Origin of the sequence: Pandoraea morbifera (genome assembly GCF_902459575.1) — a bacterium.
GTDB classification, from domain to species: Bacteria; Pseudomonadota; Gammaproteobacteria; order Burkholderiales; family Burkholderiaceae; genus Pandoraea; species Pandoraea morbifera.
Map to the genome: position 1 here is coordinate 45,626 of NZ_CABPSD010000001.1, position 16,369 is coordinate 61,994.

Genomic DNA, 16,369 nt, shown 5'->3' on the forward strand with positions numbered 1-16,369 from the left:
TTGTGTTGCGTCGTGTGCCGACGGGTACGTTTTGAAAACGATCGAATGCTTCTTGGGGAGGCGTGAGCCGCAGGCGGCTCACGCGGGTGGCTGCTCGGGCAGCCCCGACGTTAGGGGCGCGGGCGACGAATTACCGGGTCGCCGCGTTGTTCGTCGCGCTGGCGGCCGGCGGCGTTTGCGCCGCGCCGCTTGCCGGGTGTGCCCAGACGCTGTTGGGGTCGCCGTGGCGTGCGCGTCGCCATGTGGCGCGGGCGAACAGGGCAAAAGCCACGGCAAACGCGACGGCGGTGAGATCGACCCCTGCGAGCACCCAGTCGCCGGCCGCCATCGAATTCACGAGGTTGTCGGATGTGAACGCGGCGTCGGCCACCGGGACCGCGAGGCAGGCAAGCGCCGTCGCCGCGAGCAGACCGGTGGCGGCCACGGCCGGTGTGGTAATGGCGGCGATGCCCAGCGAGACGGCCAGCGTGACCACGAAAATCGACAGTGCCGTCGCGCCGGGCGCGACGACGGCGCCGACAAAGGCCACGGCAATCCCCAGGCAAGTCCCGAGGAAAACACCGGCGGTGGCCTTCGCCATCCAGCGCAGATTGACGGGCTGAATGGCCGTGTTGCGCTTGCGGCGCGATTCGAGCCAGAGCAGGTTGCCGCTGTACACGAGCACTGCGCCCATCAGGCCGAGCACGAAGTACACCCAGCGCATCGCGTCGCCGGCGAAATTGCCGAAGTGCGCGCCGTAGATCATGCTGAGCACGGCATGGTTGGCGTCGCGCGTGCCGGGGCTATGCTGGCCGACGATTTGCCCATCGTTCAGACGAACGGCAACGGCCGCGAACACGCCAAGCGAATCGGTCGCTTCACCATAGACCTCCGCAACGGCATCCGGCTTCCCATAGCGGGACCATGCAACGGCGGTCGCCTCCATGTCCGGAGCGGCGCGGCCGGCGTGCGCGAGGATGGCCGGCAGATCGAGCGGCTTGCCGTCGACCGGGGCGATCTTTGCCGGCACGGATCCCGTGATCTGCGGGATCTGCGACATCAGTTTGTTCTCGAACGTGATCACGTTGAACGCCATCATGAGCGGCAGGCTCAGGCAGAGCAGGGCGCCTGTGAGGGCGAAGACGATGTGAAACGGCAGGCTGAGCACACCGATGGCGTTATGGGCGTCTTGCCAGAAACGCTTGAGGTTGCGCCCCGGTCGCAACGCGAAGATGTCGCGTGAGACGCGCGGCAGGTGCACGATCACCCCGGAGATCAATGCCATGCCGTAGAACAGCGACACGACCCCCATCAAATACAGGCCGACCGTCGGAATCGACAGCGAGTAATGCAGCGCGTTGATCGTGCCGGACAGGCCGGGGCGGGCGTCGCCGGTGACCAGCGACGGCGCCGAGCCGTCGCCATCGAGGCGTAGCCGCGCCTGCATCCATTCGCCGTCGGGTTGCTGCCAGTAGGCGAACGGGGTCGGCGAGTGATTCGGAAGCACTACCCCCATTTGCTCCCTGGCGGCCGGGTATTTCTCGCGAACCATGTCGGCGAGTTGCTCGGTCTGCGCGAGCGTGAGTGGCGCATGACGCGTGGCCGGTTGTTCCCAGCGTTCGATTTCGTGATGGAAGACGGTCAGTGCGCCGCCGAGCATGGCGACGAACAGTGCGAAGCCGGCCACGATGCCGGCCCACGTGTGGACACTCAGGTATTGGCGCAGGGTTTGGGCGCGCATCGAAGACTCCTTGCGAAACTCACCAAACGGCGCGCGCGAGCAGCAGCGCGACCCAGGCAACGACCGTGGTGGCGCCAAGGCCGATCCATGCGCGCCCGGCATTGCGGCTCGCGTAAACCACGGCAAACAAGCCAAGCCACACCAGCGGGAAGAGCGCGATCACCGGAATGACGGCCGTTTGCCAGCCGGCCGGCGTGAGATAGGCGATCGCACCGCACAGCGCGATGGCCGCGAGAAAGCCGAGCCCGAGGCCCGCGACGGTTCTACTCCACATGCGCATCTCCACGCAGCCAATGCCAGCCACCGGCGGCGTAGGGCCAGAACAGCAAACCGAAACACAGCGACATGAAGGCGGAAGCGATGCCGGCCGACGGGCCTGCCGCCAGGCACCAGCACACGAGGCACGCGATCGCGGCGAGGAGCGAGACCGCGCGCGCGGGCTGCGCCGCCAGACGGTGCGCTCGCAGGCGCTGGTGTTCCGAAGTGAGATAGCAGGCGCCGCCCGCGAGCCATGCCAGTACGATGGCCAGTGCAATCAACATGCGAACCCTGTGCAAACGCTTCGCACGACAAATCGTGTGAACGTAAACGTAAACAAAAACGATTCGCATTTATATCACGATTCGGATAATTCCCGAAGCGTTCCTGGCAATACGCGATAGGCGGCAGCATGATCGGCGTGGTATCGGAACAACGGCGCCCGATGCGCCGTGTGCCGAGTGCCAGTTCGTAAGGGGTGCGAAGCGAGGCGAAGCGTCAGTTATGACGCGCGTTCCGTGTGACCCGTAAGCGAACTGCCCGGAAGCGGTCCGCGGAACTGGCGCAGGGCGGCGTGCCAGTACGGCGTCGCCGGCACGTCGGCAGGGTGTGCGGCATGGATCGCCGGCAAGAGGTGCCACGGTGCGGTCGGGTACAGATGGTGCACGCGATGCAAGTGTTGATTGAGCAGCAGGGCGCGTACCGGGGCGGCGGCGCGGAAGTTGCGCGCCCGTGCGGGCTCGTCCATCGATACGCCGTAGTGCGGCAGGTTGTCGGCGATCGACAGCCAGACGCCGCGTGCCACGAACGTTGCCGCGAACACGGGCCACCATGGGCCGTAAGCCCACAGGGCGACGATCGTGGAGGCGACGAGGATCGCGAAGTCGCGTTGCATCCGGCGGCGGCGCACCGGGTCGGCGGTGAACATCACCACGCGTCGGCGCACGTCGTCGTCCTGCGGGTCGCTGCCCAGGACACGCGCGGCCAGTGCGGGCAAGCGCCGAGCGGGCAACCAGGCGATGAGCGGTGCGAACACTTCAGCCAGCCACATACCACCCAGCAGCCTGAGTTGATAGCCCAGCCACCGGCGCACGCGCGCTGCCATCGTGGCGTCGGCGGGCAACGCCGAAATGTCGGGGCGATCGTATGGCTGGCGGGTGAAGCGGTGATGCAGCAGGTGGCCGAACCGCATGATTTCAAACGGCAGCCCCAGTAGCAAGGCCAGGGCTCGGCCGGCGCGCTCGTTGGCGCGTGGCTTCAGACGCAGCTGTCCGTGGATCGATTCGTGAATCAGCCCCCAGTGCATGGGGGTGAGAAGCAGGACCGGAAGCAGCGACCACGCGGCCGCATCGCCCCAGTGGCGCAGCGCCCAGCCAAGCCCTAGCCATTGCCAAAGGCCGGTGAATCCGGCGACGCCGATGAGCCATGGATTCCAGCGCGAAGGCCGGGCGTGGCGCCATAGCGCCGGAGAGGGTGTAATGTCGCCGGCCTGGGAAGCCGGCTCGCCCATCGGTTCTGGGGCGATCGAATCAGCGGCGCACGAGGCGGTGTCGATGACGACATTCTCCATGAGGTCTCCGTGACGTGAAGGCCGTGCCGGGCGCCGCAGGCTCGCCAGGCGAGGGGGGCGCGTCACGGTTGCGACAGGAGTGTATGCCGCGTCATGGGATGGAAATATGTCAGCCGCGTTGCGGTTCCTTACGATGGAAATCCTGTTCGTGCCGGTGCCGGCGAGCGCAAAGGCGTGTCTTGCACAAGGCTGTCGTGCTGTGCGAGGCCGGCGTGAGTGAGTCGTACGTGTTGGCGCGTGTCCCCGGTCGCCTCGACGACGACCCAGTGCGCGTCGGCGAGTACGCCAAGGTAGCGCAGCAACGTGCTCATCGGCAGTGCGCTGCGCTTGGCCAGCCGGGCGAGCGAGAGCGATTCGCGGCCCTCGCGCCGCCCTTGGGAAAGCGTCGCGAGCACGCGCGCCAGATCGGCTTCGGCGCTTGCGAGGGGATCGATGTGCGCATCGGCACACGAATCGGGACGTGAGTCGGGACGCGGATCAACGCCCGGATCGACGCCTGGGGTGGCGGGCGTTGCGCCCGCTTGCTGCGCGCACATGGCTTGCACATCAGCCATGGCGCCGCTCCAGCAGTACCGGAATGGATTTGGAGGTTGGCGTGCCCGCGCCGTCGGCGAGCGCATCGAGTGGCACCAGACCGTTGGTCTCCGGGTAGTAGGCGGCAACGCAGCCGCGCGGAATGTCGTACGCCACGAGCAGGAAGTCATTCGCCCGGCGCGCGATCCCGTCATGCCACACGCCGACGATGTCGACTCGTTCTCCCGCGCGGAACCCGAGCGCGTCGAGGTCTTCCAGGTTCGCGAAGACGACGCGCCGCTGGCCGAACACGCCGCGATAGCGGTCGTTCAGGCCATAGATCGTGGTGTTGTACTGGTCATGCGAGCGAATGGTGGCCAGTTGCAGGACTTCGGCACTGCGCGCGCCCGCATGCCGGCGTGCGCTGTCGATCGGTAGTTCGCCGGGCAGCGGGTGCGCGGTGAAGTTGGCGCGGCCGTTGGGGGTGAGCCAGCGGCGATCGGCGGGCGGCACGTCCAGACGGAAGCCGCCTGGACGTCGCACGCGGCGATTGAAGTCGGCGAAGTCGTCGAAGGTCGCGGCAATGGCGTCGCGAATCCGATCGTAGTCTTCGACATACCAATGCCAGTCGACGAGGCCCGCGGGCGCCCGCCCCAGGGTGGCCTGCGCCATCCCGGTAACGATGGCCGGTTCCGAGCGCAAGTGCGCCGATGCCGGAGCGTTGATCCCGTAGGAGAGGTGCACCATGCTCATCGAGTCCTCGACGGTGACGCCTTGCGCCACGCCGCTCTGCATGTCGATTTCCGTGCGGCCGAGGCAGGGCAGGATCAGTGCGTCGCGGCCGTGCACCAGATGGCTGCGATTGAGCTTGGTGGCGACGTGCACCGTCAGCGCGCACTGGCGCAGTCCTTCCCAGGTGCGTGGCGTGTCGGGCGTGGCCATCGCGAAGTTGCCGCCCATCCCGATGAAGACCTTGATCCGTCCGGCGAGCATGGCGGAAATCGTATCGACGACGCCCAGGCCTTCGCGTTGGGGCGGCGAGAAGTCGAAGACTTCGCCGAGCCGCGCGAGAAACGCGGCCGAAGGCTTTTCGTTGATGCCGACGGTGCGGTCGCCCTGCACGTTGCTGTGGCCGCGCACCGGACAAAGCCCGGCGCCCGGGCGTCCGATGTTCCCGCGCAGAAGCATGAGGTTGACGATCATCTGGATAGTCGCCACGGCGTGCTTGTGCTGTGTGATGCCCATGCCCCAGGTGGCGATCACGCGTTCGCCGCGCAGGTACACGTCGGCGATGCGGCACATCTGCGCCCGCGACACGCCTGAAGCGCGCTCGAGATCGTCCCAACGCTCCGCGCGAACGTCGGCGGCAAAGGCGTCGAAACCGTGCGTGTGTTCCGCGATGAAGGCGTCGTCGAGCAGGGCCGGCTGGCCGTTGTTGCGGGCCTCGGCGTCGCGCTCCAGCACGTGCTTGACGACCCCCTTCACGAACGCGAAGTCGCCGCCGCACGCGGGCGTGACGTAGTGCGCGCTGATCGGCGTGCCGCTCAGGCTCAGCATTTCGGTCGGGCTCTGCGGATCGGCAAAGCGCTCCAGTCCGCGCTCGTGCAGCAGGTTCACCGAGACGATCGTCGCCCCGCGACGTGCGGCCTCCCGCAGTTCGCCGAGCATGCGCGGGTGGTTCGTGCCAGGGTTCTGCCCGAACAGCAGGAGCGTGTCGGCGTGCTCGAAATCGTCCAGGGTGACGGTGCCCTTACCGAGTCCCACCACCGGCGGCAGGCCGACGCTGGTCGGTTCGTGGCACATGTTCGAGCAGTCCGGGAAGTTGTTCGTGCCGAACTGACGAACGAAAAGCTGGTAAAGGAATGCGGCCTCGTTGCTCGTGCGTCCCGACGTGTAGAACGCCGCCTGGTCCGGATCGGGCAAGGCACGCAGGTGTTCGCCGATGAGCGCGAACGCGTCATGCCAGTCAACCGGTCGATAGCGGTCCGTCGCGGCATCGTAGCGCATGGGATGCGTGAGGCGGCCGTAGCCTTCCAGTGTGTAGTCGTCGAGCGCGAGCAGGTCGGTCACGCTGTGCGCGGCGAAGAATTCCGGCGTGACGCGACGCTTGGTCGCCTCGGCGGCGACCGCTTTGGCACCGTTTTCGCAGAACTCGAAGGTCGAGGCGTGCTCGCGATCTGGCCAGGCACACCCCGGGCAATCGAAGCCGCTCGGCTGGTTCGCGCTCAGCAGCGTGCGCGCGCCCTTGAGCGGGATTCCCTGGGTAACGAGCTGAATGGCGACGTTCTTGAGCGCACCCCAGCCACCGGCGGGGCGGTCGTAGGGTGAAATTTTCGGGGCAGACATGAAACGTATTCGGACAGAGTGGTAGGCGTGCGGTGTCGGCATCGGGGGGGAGACGCCGCATCTTAGGGCAAACGATGAGCACCGAAATAGGCAAATTAATGCATAATAAATTGCGTCAAAGCGTGAAATTCATCGCGATGCGCAAGCATGAATCCTTGTGGATTCGGTGTTTTTTGGCATCTTATCAGGAATTTGCATAGATTGATTTATGCAAAAAATGGCATATACGGGGGCTTAATGAAGCGCATTTCGATCGCGCCGCAACTGCGTCTGCGTCACGACGGAGACGATCTCGCGCTGGACAAGGTGTTGTCGTTGCTCACGCAGGTCCAGGCGCACGGCAACCTTCAGGCGGCCAGTCAGGCGCTCGGGCAGTCATACCGGGGCGCTTGGGGACACGTGAAGGAGGTGGAGGCGCTCATCGGTGCGCCGCTCCTGACCATGGCGCGTGGGCGGGGAGCGGTGCTCACCCCGTTGGCGCAGCGCCTGCTTTGGGGGCAAAAGCGATTGCAGGCCCGGCTCGGCCCGCTGCTCGAGACGATGGCCTCGGAGTTGCAATCGGAACTCGACGATCTTCTGCTTCAGGAGAGCGATCAACTGCGATTGTTCGCCAGCCATGGTCTGGCCGTGGCGGCGCTGGTCGACTTCGCGGGGCGTGCCGGTTTGCCGATCGACGTCAGCTATCGGGGCAGCATCGAGGCGATCGCGGCGCTGGGCAAGCATGAGTGCGAAGTGGCGAGCTTTCACGTGCCCATCGGGCCGCTGGCCGGGCCGGTGCTCGATCACTATGGTCCGCTGCTCAAAGGCAAGGCGTATCGCGTGGCGGACGTCGCGTCACGACGCCTCGGGCTGATCGTCGCGCGCGGTAACCCGCTGGGCATTCACTCGCTGGCCGATCTGCCCCGTACCGGCGCGCGTTTCGCCAATCGCGAGCGCGGGTCGGGTACGCGCATCATCTTCGATCTGTTGCTCGCCCGAGAAGGGATCGACCCAGGCGCGATCGCAGGCGCCGAGAACATCGAGTTCACGCATGCCGCCGTTGCCGCGTACATCGCGAGCGGTCGCGCCGACGCCGGTCTGGCAATCGAGGCGGCCGCCAGCCAGTTCGGACTCGACTTCCTGCCGATCCTCACGGAGCGTTATTGCCTCATGTTCCCCGAGAGCGGCAGCGAATCGCCGCACCTGCAGGCGTTGCTCGAGATCCTTCAGAGCGGCGAGTACCGGCAGGCGGTACATGCCATTCCGGGGTACAGCGAGGCGGCGACCGGGCAGGTTGCGCCGTTGTCCGAAGCGTTTCCTTCGCTAGGGTGACTTTCATATATGAATAGTTTTGCATATTAAGTGCACAACAAATTCGGTCGGGAAACCCCCGGCCCGCGCGGCTTGCGACGTTGTTGAATGCTGCAACGCAGCAAATGCCGTTAATCCAAGCCATCGGTATTTGCACGAGGCTTGTTGGCGTGGGCCATTTGCACTAATGTCCTAGGTGTTGAGCCCCCAGGAACTGGTCGTCATCATATGCAATGAAGAACATATGGGATGCGGTTCGCCCCAGGAGATACTCGAGATGGTGCCCACACCCCACGCGACGCTCGCGCCGCTGCTGGCTCGCCACGCCGGCCGCGCACACGAGTTGTTGCCGCTGCTGCACGCATTGCAGGACAGCGAAGGCTATGTCGATCCGGCCCACGTGCCCGCGATTGCTGCCGCCCTGAATCTTTCGCGCGCCGAAGTCCATGGCGTGATCACCTTCTATCACCACTTCCGAAGCGCGCCGCCCCCGGCAACGGTGGTGCAGGTATGCCGTGCGGAAGCCTGCCGCAGTCGCGGCGGCGAGGCGCTCGTCGCGCATGTCGAAGCGTGCACTGGCGCGCATATCGACGGCGAGGCATGCGGCGGCGTCGGCGTCGAGTCGGTCTACTGCCTGGGGCAATGTGCCCTGTCGCCGGCGGTGACGATCAACGGCGAATTGCACGCTCGCGTGAGTCCGGTCCGATTCGACGCGCTGCTCGCGTCGGCGAAAGAGGAGGCGCGTCATGCCTGATTCGGTCATGCAAAGCGTCGGTGCACCGGCTGCGCGCGGCCCGTACCGCGTCTACATTCCTCGCGACTCGTCGGCTCTCGCGTTGGGGGCCGACAGGCTCACGGCCGCCGTCGCGGCGGAGGCGGCGCGCCGCGGCGTGGCGCTCGACATCGTGCGCAACGGTTCGCGCGGCCTGTTCTGGCTCGAACCGCTCGTGGAAGTGCAAACGCCGGCGGGACGGGTGGGCTACAGCAACGTGCAGGCTTCGCAGGTCGCCGCGTTGTTTGACAGTGGGTGGCCCGCGCGGGCGACGCAGGATGCCACGCAGACGGTGCTGGCCGGCGATCCCGACGGAAGTTGGGAGGCGCCCGCGCCCGCCTGTGTCGGGCGGGTCGACACGATTCCTTATCTGGCGCGCCAGCAGCGCCTCACGTTCTCCCGCGTGGGCGTGACCGACCCGCTCGACCCGGCGGACTACGAGGCACACGGCGGGTTGGCCGGATTGCGCGCCTGTCTTGCCCTCGATGCGCAGGCCGCGTGCCAGACCGTGCTCGACTCCGGTCTGCGCGGCCGTGGCGGGGCAGCCTTTCCGGCGGGCATCAAGTGGCAGACAGTGAGTCGCGCCGCCTCGCCACGCAAATACGTGGTCTGCAACGCCGACGAGGGCGACTCGGGAACGTTCGCCGACCGGCTCATCATGGAGAGTGACCCGTTCGTCCTCATCGAAGGGATGATTATTGCGGCGTTGAGCGTGGGCGCGAGCGAGGGCATTGTTTATGTGCGGAGTGAATATCCGCACGCCATCGCCGCGATGGAAGCCGCGATCGCCGTCGCTCGCCGCGAAGGTTGGCTTGGCGCCGACGTGCTCGGCTCGGGACGCACCTGCGAGTTGCGAGTCGCGAAGGCGGCGGGCGCCTATATCTGCGGCGAGGAAACGGCGTTGCTCGAGAGCCTGGAAGGCAAGCGGGGCGTGGTGCGGGCCAAGCCGCCGATTCCCGCGCTGTCCGGCCTCTTCGGCCAGCCGACATTGATCAACAACGTGATTACGCTGGCGAGCGTGCCGTTCATCTTTTCGCACGGCGCGCAGGCTTACCGGTCCTACGGAATGGGCCGCTCGCAGGGCACGCTGCCCGTGCAACTTGCCGGAAACATCCGGCGCGGGGGGCTCGTCGAACTGGCGTTCGGCGTGACGCTTCGAACCCTGCTCGACGACTTCGGCGGCGGCACGGCAAGCGGTCGTCCGGCCAAGGCCATTCAGGTTGGCGGTCCGCTCGGCGCGTATTTGCCGAGCGCGCAGTGGGATGTACCGATGGACTACGAGGCCTACGCGGCATTGGGCGCGGTGGTCGGGCACGGCGGCGTGGTGGTGCACGACGATACGGCCGACATGGCCGGACTGGCCCGTTACGCGATGGAATTTTGCGCGATCGAGTCGTGCGGCAAGTGCACGCCATGCCGTATCGGGTCGACGCGCGGTGTCGAGGTAATCGATCGGATCCGGCGTGGCGATGGCTCGTCGCGTCAGATCCGGCTGCTGCACGATCTTTGCGACACGATGGTCTCGGGCTCGCTGTGCGCCATGGGAGGCATGACGCCGTTCCCGGTGCGCTCGGCGCTCGAGCATTTCCCGGCGGACTTCGGTCTGCCCGATGGCGCCGGACGCGCCGAAGCCGCGTGACGCACGCGCGGCCAGGAGGAGGACGACAGATGATCCATCCGAACGTACAAGTCACGCCGGGCCACGGCCCGGACATGGGTACACCGCGGCGCGAGAGCGAGGTCGAGGTCACGCTGGAGATCGACGGTCAGACCGTGACCGTGCCGGCCGGCACGTCGATCATGCGTGCCGCGGCGGGCACCGACGTGAACATCCCCAAGCTGTGCGCGACCGACTCCCTGGAGCCGTTCGGGTCGTGCCGCCTGTGCCTCGTCGAGATCGAGGGGCGCCGAGGCTTTCCGGCGTCGTGCACCACGCCGGTCGAAGCGGGCATGAAAGTGCGCACACAATCGCCGAAGCTACAGGATTTGCGGCGCAACGTGATGGAGCTGTACATCTCCGATCACCCGCTCGATTGCCTGACGTGCGCCGCCAACGGCGATTGCGAATTGCAGGATATGGCAGGCGTGACCGGACTTCGCGAAGTGCGCTACGGCTTCGACGGCGAGAATCACATCCACAGCGCGAAGGACGAGTCGAACCCGTATTTCACGTACGATCCGTCGAAGTGCATCGTGTGTAACCGCTGCGTGCGCGCTTGCGAGGAAACGCAGGGCACCTTCGCGCTGACGATCTCGGGGCGGGGCTTCGAGGCGCGTGTCTCGCCCGGTCAGGACCAGCCGTTCATGGATTCGGAATGCGTGTCGTGCGGAGCGTGTGTGAGTGCGTGTCCGACCGCGACGCTTCAGGAGAAGACCGTCATCGAGATGGGGCAGCCCGAGCATGCCGTGGTCACGACCTGTGCCTATTGCGGCGTGGGGTGTGCATTCAAGGCCGAGATGAAAGGTGGCGAAGTGGTGCGCATGACGCCCTACAAGGACGGTCGTGCGAACGAGGGCCACGCGTGCGTGAAGGGGCGCTTCGCGTGGGGGTATGCCACGCACAAGGAGCGCATCACGAAGCCGATGATTCGCAGCAAGATCACGGACCCGTGGCGTGAAGTGTCGTGGGACGAGGCGCTCGACCACGCCGCATCGGAGTTCCGGCGCATTCAGGCCAAGTACGGACGCGACGCGATTGGCGGCATCACGTCTTCGCGCTGTACGAACGAAGAGACCTATCTGGTGCAGAAGCTCGTGCGCGCGGCGTTCGGCAACAACAACGTCGACACGTGTGCGCGCGTTTGCCACTCGCCCACGGGGTACGGGCTCAAGCAGACGCTGGGCGAGTCGGCCGGCACGCAGACCTTCAAGTCGATCGAGCATACCGACGTCATTCTCGTGATGGGCGCCAATCCGAGCGACGGGCACCCGGTTTTCGCTTCGCGTCTGAAGCGCCGCGTGCGCGAGGGGGCGAAGCTGATCGTGATCGATCCGCGTCGCATCGACATCGTCGATGGACCGCACGTGAAAGCCGCCTACCACCTGCCGCTGCGTCCGGGTACCAACGTGGCGATGGTCAACGCGCTCGCGCACGTGATCGTGACCGAGGGGCTGCTCGACGAGGCGTTCATCGCAGAGCGCTGCGAGGATCGTGCGTTCGCTCAGTGGCGCGACTTCGTGGCGTTGCCCGAAAATTCGCCCGAAGCCGTGAGCGTTGTGACCGGTGTGCCGGCAGACCAGATTCGCGGCGCGGCCCGGTTGTACGCCACCGGCGGCAATGCCGCGATCTACTACGGGCTGGGTGTGACGGAGCACGCGCAGGGCTCGACCACCGTCATGGGCATTGCCAATCTGGCGATGGCCACGGGCAACGTCGGCCGGGAAGGCGTGGGCGTGAACCCGCTGCGCGGGCAGAACAACGTGCAGGGTTCGTGCGACATGGGCTCGTTCCCGCACGAATTGCCGGGGTACCGCCACGTGTCGGACACGCTGGTGCGCCAGGAATTCGAGGCGGCATGGGGCGTGGCGCTGCAGGCCGAGCCGGGACTGCGCATTCCGAACATGTTCGATGCGGCGATCCACGGCAGCTTCAAAGGGCTGTACTGCCAGGGCGAGGACATTGTCCAGTCCGATCCGAACACCCAGCATGTGGCGGCGGCGATGGAGGCGATGGAGTGCATCGTCGTGCAGGACATCTTCCTCAACGAGACGGCCAAGTACGCGCACGTGCTGCTGCCGGGCACGACGTTCCTCGAAAAGGATGGCACGTTCACCAACGCGGAGCGCCGGATCTCGCGCGTGCGACGCGTGATGGCGCCCCTGCCGGGCATGGCCGACTGGGAAGTGACGATCGCGCTGGCCAGGCGGCTGGGATACGACATGCCGTATGCGCACCCGTCCGAGATCATGGACGAGATCGCGCGGCTCACGCCGACGTTCCGTGGCGTGAGCTATCGGCGCCTGGATGAGGCGGGCAGCCTGCAATGGCCATGCAACGACGAGGCGCCGGACGGCACGCCGATCATGCACGTGGACGAATTCGTTCGCGGCAAGGGGCGTTTCATCATCACACGCTACGTGCCCACGGACGAGAAGGTCACGCCGCGCTATCCGCTGCTGCTCACGACGGGCCGCATTCTCTCGCAATACAATGTCGGGGCGCAAACGCGCCGCACGCACAACGTTCGTTGGCACGATGAAGACCGGCTCGAGATCCACCCGCACGACGCACAGGAGCGGGGTATCAAGAGCGACGACTGGGTCGGCATTCGCAGCCGGGCGGGCGAAACAGTCTTGCGCGCGGTCGTCAGCGAACGGATGCAGCCTGGCGTCGTGTACACGACGTTCCATTTCCCCGAGTCGGGGGCGAACGTGATCACGACCGACAACTCGGACTGGGCGACCAATTGCCCCGAGTACAAGGTGACCGCGGTGCAGGTGTTGCCGGTGGTGCAACCGTCCGCATGGCAGGCGAAATATTCGACATTCAACCGCACGCAGCTCGAACTGCTCGATGCGGCTCGCAGCGCTTCAGGGGCGTCCGAGCCGGCACCGGCGAAGTAGGGCGGGGGCGGTCAAACCGCAGGGAGTCAGCGTCAGACGATGTCCAGTAAGACCAACGCATTACGTGAACCCGGCACGGGCGATACCGCCGACGTCGCCCTTGCCCCGGGCGTCGATGATATGGCCGCGCCGGCGTGCGATGTGGCGCCTGCGACCATCGAGCCCGAGCGTCTCGCGCCGCACGCGACCTTCGCCGTGCGGCGTTTCCGCCGTGGCGCGTGGCAACACGCGAGCGACGAATTGGCCGAGGAAGTCCCGGTGGCGCTGGAGTTCAACGGCATCTCTCATGTGGTGATGCTGGCCACGCCCGCCGATATCGAGGATTTCGCGTTGGGGTTCGCGTTGTCTGAGGGGATTCTGAACGACCGGCGCGAGTGCTATGGGGTGGATATCTCGGCAACGACGCTGGGCATGACGGCACATCTCGAAGTGTCGTCGCGCGCGTTCGCCGGACTCAAGGAGCGACGCCGGAATCTCACCGGCCGCACAGGCTGTGGCTTGTGTGGGACCGAGAGCCTCGATCAGGTATTGCGCGCGTTACCCGCCGCCGGCGAGCCGCTGCGCGTGGCGCATTCGGCACTTGCCGTGGCGCACGAGGGGCTGTCGCGACGCCAGCCGTTGAATGGCGTGACAGGGGCAGTGCACGGCGCGGCGTGGTGTTCGCCCGAGGGCGAAATTCTCTGCCTGCGCGAGGACGTGGGGCGTCATAACGCGCTCGACAAGCTCATCGGGGCGCTCGCGCGCGAAGGAACGGCGTTCGATAAAGGGTTTGTGCTCATGACGAGCCGCGCCAGCGTGGAAATCGTGCAGAAGGCGGCGCAGGTCGGTATCCCGATGGTCGCGGCCGTGTCTGCCGCGACGGCACTGGCGGTGCGCACGGCGGCCGCCGCCGGCGTGGCGCTGGTGGGCTTCGTGCGCGGCGAGCAGTGCGTGATCTATACGGGCGGTGCGACGCTCGACGAACGTGTCTGACAGGGAGATTTCAGATGGACGGCAACAACCTCGTGCGCATGGCCAACCGCATCGCGGATTTCTTCGAATCGCTCCCGGATCGCGAGGAAGCCCTGAGCGAAGTGGCGTCGCATCTGCGCAAGTTCTGGGACCCCCGCATGCGCGCCCAGATTCTGGCGATGACCCAGACGTCCGAGGCCGAGGACATGCATCCGCTGGTGCGCGAAGCGCTCGCGCGCCATCGGGATCGGCTCGCGCCGGCCGCCTGAGCGAGCGAAGACCGCTTCGACTCCGGGGGTACGCGGCTCGCGGTATAGTAGGGGTGTCGGTCGTGCTGCGGTGCGGCCATTTCCGAGCGGAGGACTTGATGAGCGATACCCCCACGCGCAAGCCCGGCCAGCAGCCTCCCCGCGAGGAGGATGACGTGGAGCGCGACCTCGACGAAGCGCTCGAGGAGACGTTCCCGGCGAGCGACCCCGTGTCCATCGATATCGACAAACCCAGGCATCCGGCGGCGAGCAAGCGCACAGCGTCCGGACGGCTCGACGAAGGGCTCGAGGAAACGTTTCCGGCGAGCGATCCGGTTTCGATCGATACCGGCAAGACGCCGAAGCCATGAGGCGACGACGGCGCCTGCAGGACTGGCGCCGCGCTCGCCGTTGCCGTGTATTGGCGGGCAATGTCGGCCGATTGCGCGCCAATCCCGGTGGATTGGGCGCACAGCCCCGCCTGGCGGGGCCGTCGACCGAAAATAAATCACCGGTCCGGCACGGGTTTGACGCCCGGCCGGGCCGAATTCATGGCAAAATGCCGCGCCTGACTTTCTCAGGCTGGGACTGTAGGAAACAAATGGCGGCAGGTACGGTTAAAAAGGTTCGACGCTACGCGCTGGAAACCATCGATGTGATGGGGCAGAGCGGGCTGGGCGTCGTCGAGCGTCCGGATGGGCGCTTCGTCATGTATCCGGAGTACTGGACACAGACGCAGGCGCTCAGCCAGAAGATGCGCACGTTGTACCGGCGGAACTGCCAGCTCGAATACCAACTGGCGAAACTCACCCGCGAGCTTGACCGTCTGCGCAGTGTGGTCGACACGCCGCGCCCCACCGGCAACCCTCAGGCATCGCTGCTCGGCACCGACGTGCCGCAGCCCGAACTCCAGCCCGAACGCCAGTCCGCAAGCAAGCGTGCTGCCGAACTGCCGCCACGACGACGCAAGCGCGCGGCCTGAGCGCGCATCGAGACGCCACGTCCCGACGCAAGTGGGGCACGTCTTTTCGAATTACCCGGTAACATCAGCGAATCCCCCTCAACGTCCAGTTTTCCCTCCGCTTCGCCGACCATCATGGCGCTTACCGCATCGCAGCTCGAAACCTTCCGTACCGACGGTTATCTGATCCTCCCGCACTATGTGGCGCAGGCCGACTGCGAGGCGATTCTGGCCGATGCGCGAGCGCAACTGGCGTCGGCGACGCCGCCGCTGGAATTCGAGGCGGATGTGGGCTACGCGGGCGCACCGTCGTCGCGGGAAGCCGAAGGCGGACAGACGGTGCGGCGACTGCTCAAGGCCTACGATCGGGGCGATGCGCTGCGACGTTGGGCGACGCGCCGGGACCTGATCGAATCGCTCGCCCAGATCTTCGGCGAGGACGTGGTGCTCACGCTCGCACACCACAACTGTGTCATGACCAAGCATCCGCATTTCGGCACGGCGACCGGCTGGCATCGCGATATCCGTTACTGGTCGTTTCCGCACAATTCGCTGGTCTCGGTATGGCTCGCACTGGGGCCGGAAACCCGTGCCAACGGTGCGCTGCGCTTCATTCCGGGCTCACACCGAGAGCAATTGCAGCCCCATCAACTCGATTCGCTGGACTTTCTGCGTCCCGACGAGCCCGACAACCAGGCGCTCGTTGCGCGCGGCAAACAGGTCGAACTGGCGCAGGGCGACGTCGTGCTGTTCCACAGCGGACTTTTCCATGCCGCGGGTCGCAACGAAGGCGACGCCACGAAGTTCTCCGTGGTGTTCGCGTATCGCGGCGAGAGCAATCCCCCCACACCGGGTACCCGTTCCGCGTCGGCTGGCGAAGTGCCACTCGGTCACTGAAGTCACCCGCACCCCGGCGCGTGCTTCGCGGAAAGCGCGTGAGCCCGCGGTGCCCGCTTGTCCTCCTGTTTTTGGGTGTTTTCCTAAAGCTTTACGGAACCCTTACCGCGTAGACTCTCCGGCCACCCCATGGTGTCACGCACCGATGCACATGCGCCGCAGCGCGCTGGCGGCGAGGCCGCGTCGTGCCGGTAATCTGCGTGACGCCACGTTCCATGCCGTGTCGCGACCTCAGCGGAGAACGTTTCGCGAGGCGCGCACGTCCGCTTCCGGAGGAAAT

15 protein-coding genes are annotated in these 16,369 nt (G+C 66.2%); 9 read left to right on the forward strand and 6 right to left on the reverse strand.

The features are described from left to right. Positions 1–130 precede the first annotated feature (130 nt). The 6 genes from PMO31116_RS00180 to PMO31116_RS00205 all read right to left on the reverse strand — a co-directional run bounded on the left by PMO31116_RS00180 (position 131) and on the right by PMO31116_RS00205 (position 6,407). Positions 131–1,720 carry a PepSY-associated TM helix domain-containing protein gene (locus PMO31116_RS00180; RefSeq protein WP_174970655.1) on the reverse strand — a complete coding sequence of 530 codons (1,590 nt, stop codon included), beginning with the start codon at positions 1,718–1,720 and terminating at the stop codon, positions 131–133. A gap of 19 nt (positions 1,721–1,739) precedes the next feature. Further along, positions 1,740–1,994 (reverse strand): hypothetical protein, encoded by a 255-nt coding sequence (locus PMO31116_RS00185; RefSeq protein ID WP_150564931.1) that lies wholly within the window; start codon positions 1,992–1,994, stop codon positions 1,740–1,742. Further along, positions 1,984–2,262: a hypothetical protein gene (locus PMO31116_RS00190; RefSeq protein ID WP_150564932.1), complete on the reverse strand. Its 279-nt coding sequence runs from the start codon at positions 2,260–2,262 to the stop codon at positions 1,984–1,986. The genes PMO31116_RS00185 and PMO31116_RS00190 overlap by 11 nt, the downstream gene beginning before the upstream one ends. 218 nt (positions 2,263–2,480) lie before the next feature. Next, positions 2,481–3,548 (reverse strand): fatty acid desaturase family protein, encoded by a 1,068-nt coding sequence (locus PMO31116_RS00195; protein WP_150564933.1) that lies wholly within the window; start codon positions 3,546–3,548, stop codon positions 2,481–2,483. A gap of 128 nt (positions 3,549–3,676) precedes the next feature. Further along, positions 3,677–4,102: a helix-turn-helix domain-containing protein gene (locus PMO31116_RS00200; RefSeq protein ID WP_174970658.1), complete on the reverse strand. Its 426-nt coding sequence runs from the start codon at positions 4,100–4,102 to the stop codon at positions 3,677–3,679. Further along, positions 4,095–6,407: an FdhF/YdeP family oxidoreductase gene (locus PMO31116_RS00205; RefSeq protein ID WP_150564935.1), complete on the reverse strand. Its 2,313-nt coding sequence runs from the start codon at positions 6,405–6,407 to the stop codon at positions 4,095–4,097. The genes PMO31116_RS00200 and PMO31116_RS00205 overlap by 8 nt, the downstream gene beginning before the upstream one ends. Before the next feature lie 237 nt (positions 6,408–6,644). Here PMO31116_RS00205 and PMO31116_RS00210 point away from each other — a divergent pair, with 237 nt between their 5' ends. The 9 genes from PMO31116_RS00210 to PMO31116_RS00250 all read left to right on the forward strand — a co-directional run bounded on the left by PMO31116_RS00210 (position 6,645) and on the right by PMO31116_RS00250 (position 16,089). Further along, on the forward strand, positions 6,645–7,718 hold the full coding sequence (locus PMO31116_RS00210) for a substrate-binding domain-containing protein (protein WP_174970661.1): 1,074 nt from the start codon (positions 6,645–6,647) through the stop codon (positions 7,716–7,718). Positions 7,719–7,974: 256 nt separating this feature from the next. Next, positions 7,975–8,451: an NAD(P)H-dependent oxidoreductase subunit E gene (locus PMO31116_RS00215; protein ID WP_150564937.1), complete on the forward strand. Its 477-nt coding sequence runs from the start codon at positions 7,975–7,977 to the stop codon at positions 8,449–8,451. Beyond that, entirely contained in the window at positions 8,444–10,108 is a 1,665-nt protein-coding gene (locus PMO31116_RS00220) for a formate dehydrogenase beta subunit (RefSeq protein WP_246185077.1), read from the forward strand. The genes PMO31116_RS00215 and PMO31116_RS00220 overlap by 8 nt, the downstream gene beginning before the upstream one ends. A gap of 29 nt (positions 10,109–10,137) precedes the next feature. Continuing rightward, positions 10,138–13,032, forward strand: coding sequence for a formate dehydrogenase subunit alpha (gene fdhF / locus PMO31116_RS00225; RefSeq protein ID WP_150564938.1), 2,895 nt, complete (start codon positions 10,138–10,140; stop codon positions 13,030–13,032). A 120-nt stretch (positions 13,033–13,152) separates the two neighbouring features. Further along, positions 13,153–14,004, forward strand: coding sequence for a formate dehydrogenase accessory sulfurtransferase FdhD (fdhD, locus tag PMO31116_RS00230; RefSeq protein ID WP_150565459.1), 852 nt, complete (start codon positions 13,153–13,155; stop codon positions 14,002–14,004). A 14-nt stretch (positions 14,005–14,018) separates the two neighbouring features. Beyond that, positions 14,019–14,252: a formate dehydrogenase subunit delta gene (locus PMO31116_RS00235; protein ID WP_150564939.1), complete on the forward strand. Its 234-nt coding sequence runs from the start codon at positions 14,019–14,021 to the stop codon at positions 14,250–14,252. 98 nt (positions 14,253–14,350) lie between these two features. Continuing rightward, positions 14,351–14,602: a hypothetical protein gene (locus PMO31116_RS00240; protein WP_150564940.1), complete on the forward strand. Its 252-nt coding sequence runs from the start codon at positions 14,351–14,353 to the stop codon at positions 14,600–14,602. 230 nt (positions 14,603–14,832) lie between these two features. After that, positions 14,833–15,213, forward strand: a complete 381-nt coding sequence (locus PMO31116_RS00245) for a hypothetical protein (RefSeq protein ID WP_150564941.1) — start codon at positions 14,833–14,835, stop codon at positions 15,211–15,213. Between the two features lie 114 nt (positions 15,214–15,327). Further along, complete coding sequence (locus PMO31116_RS00250) at positions 15,328–16,089, forward strand: phytanoyl-CoA dioxygenase family protein (RefSeq protein WP_150564942.1); 762 nt, start codon at positions 15,328–15,330, stop codon at positions 16,087–16,089. Positions 16,090–16,369 lie beyond the last annotated feature (280 nt).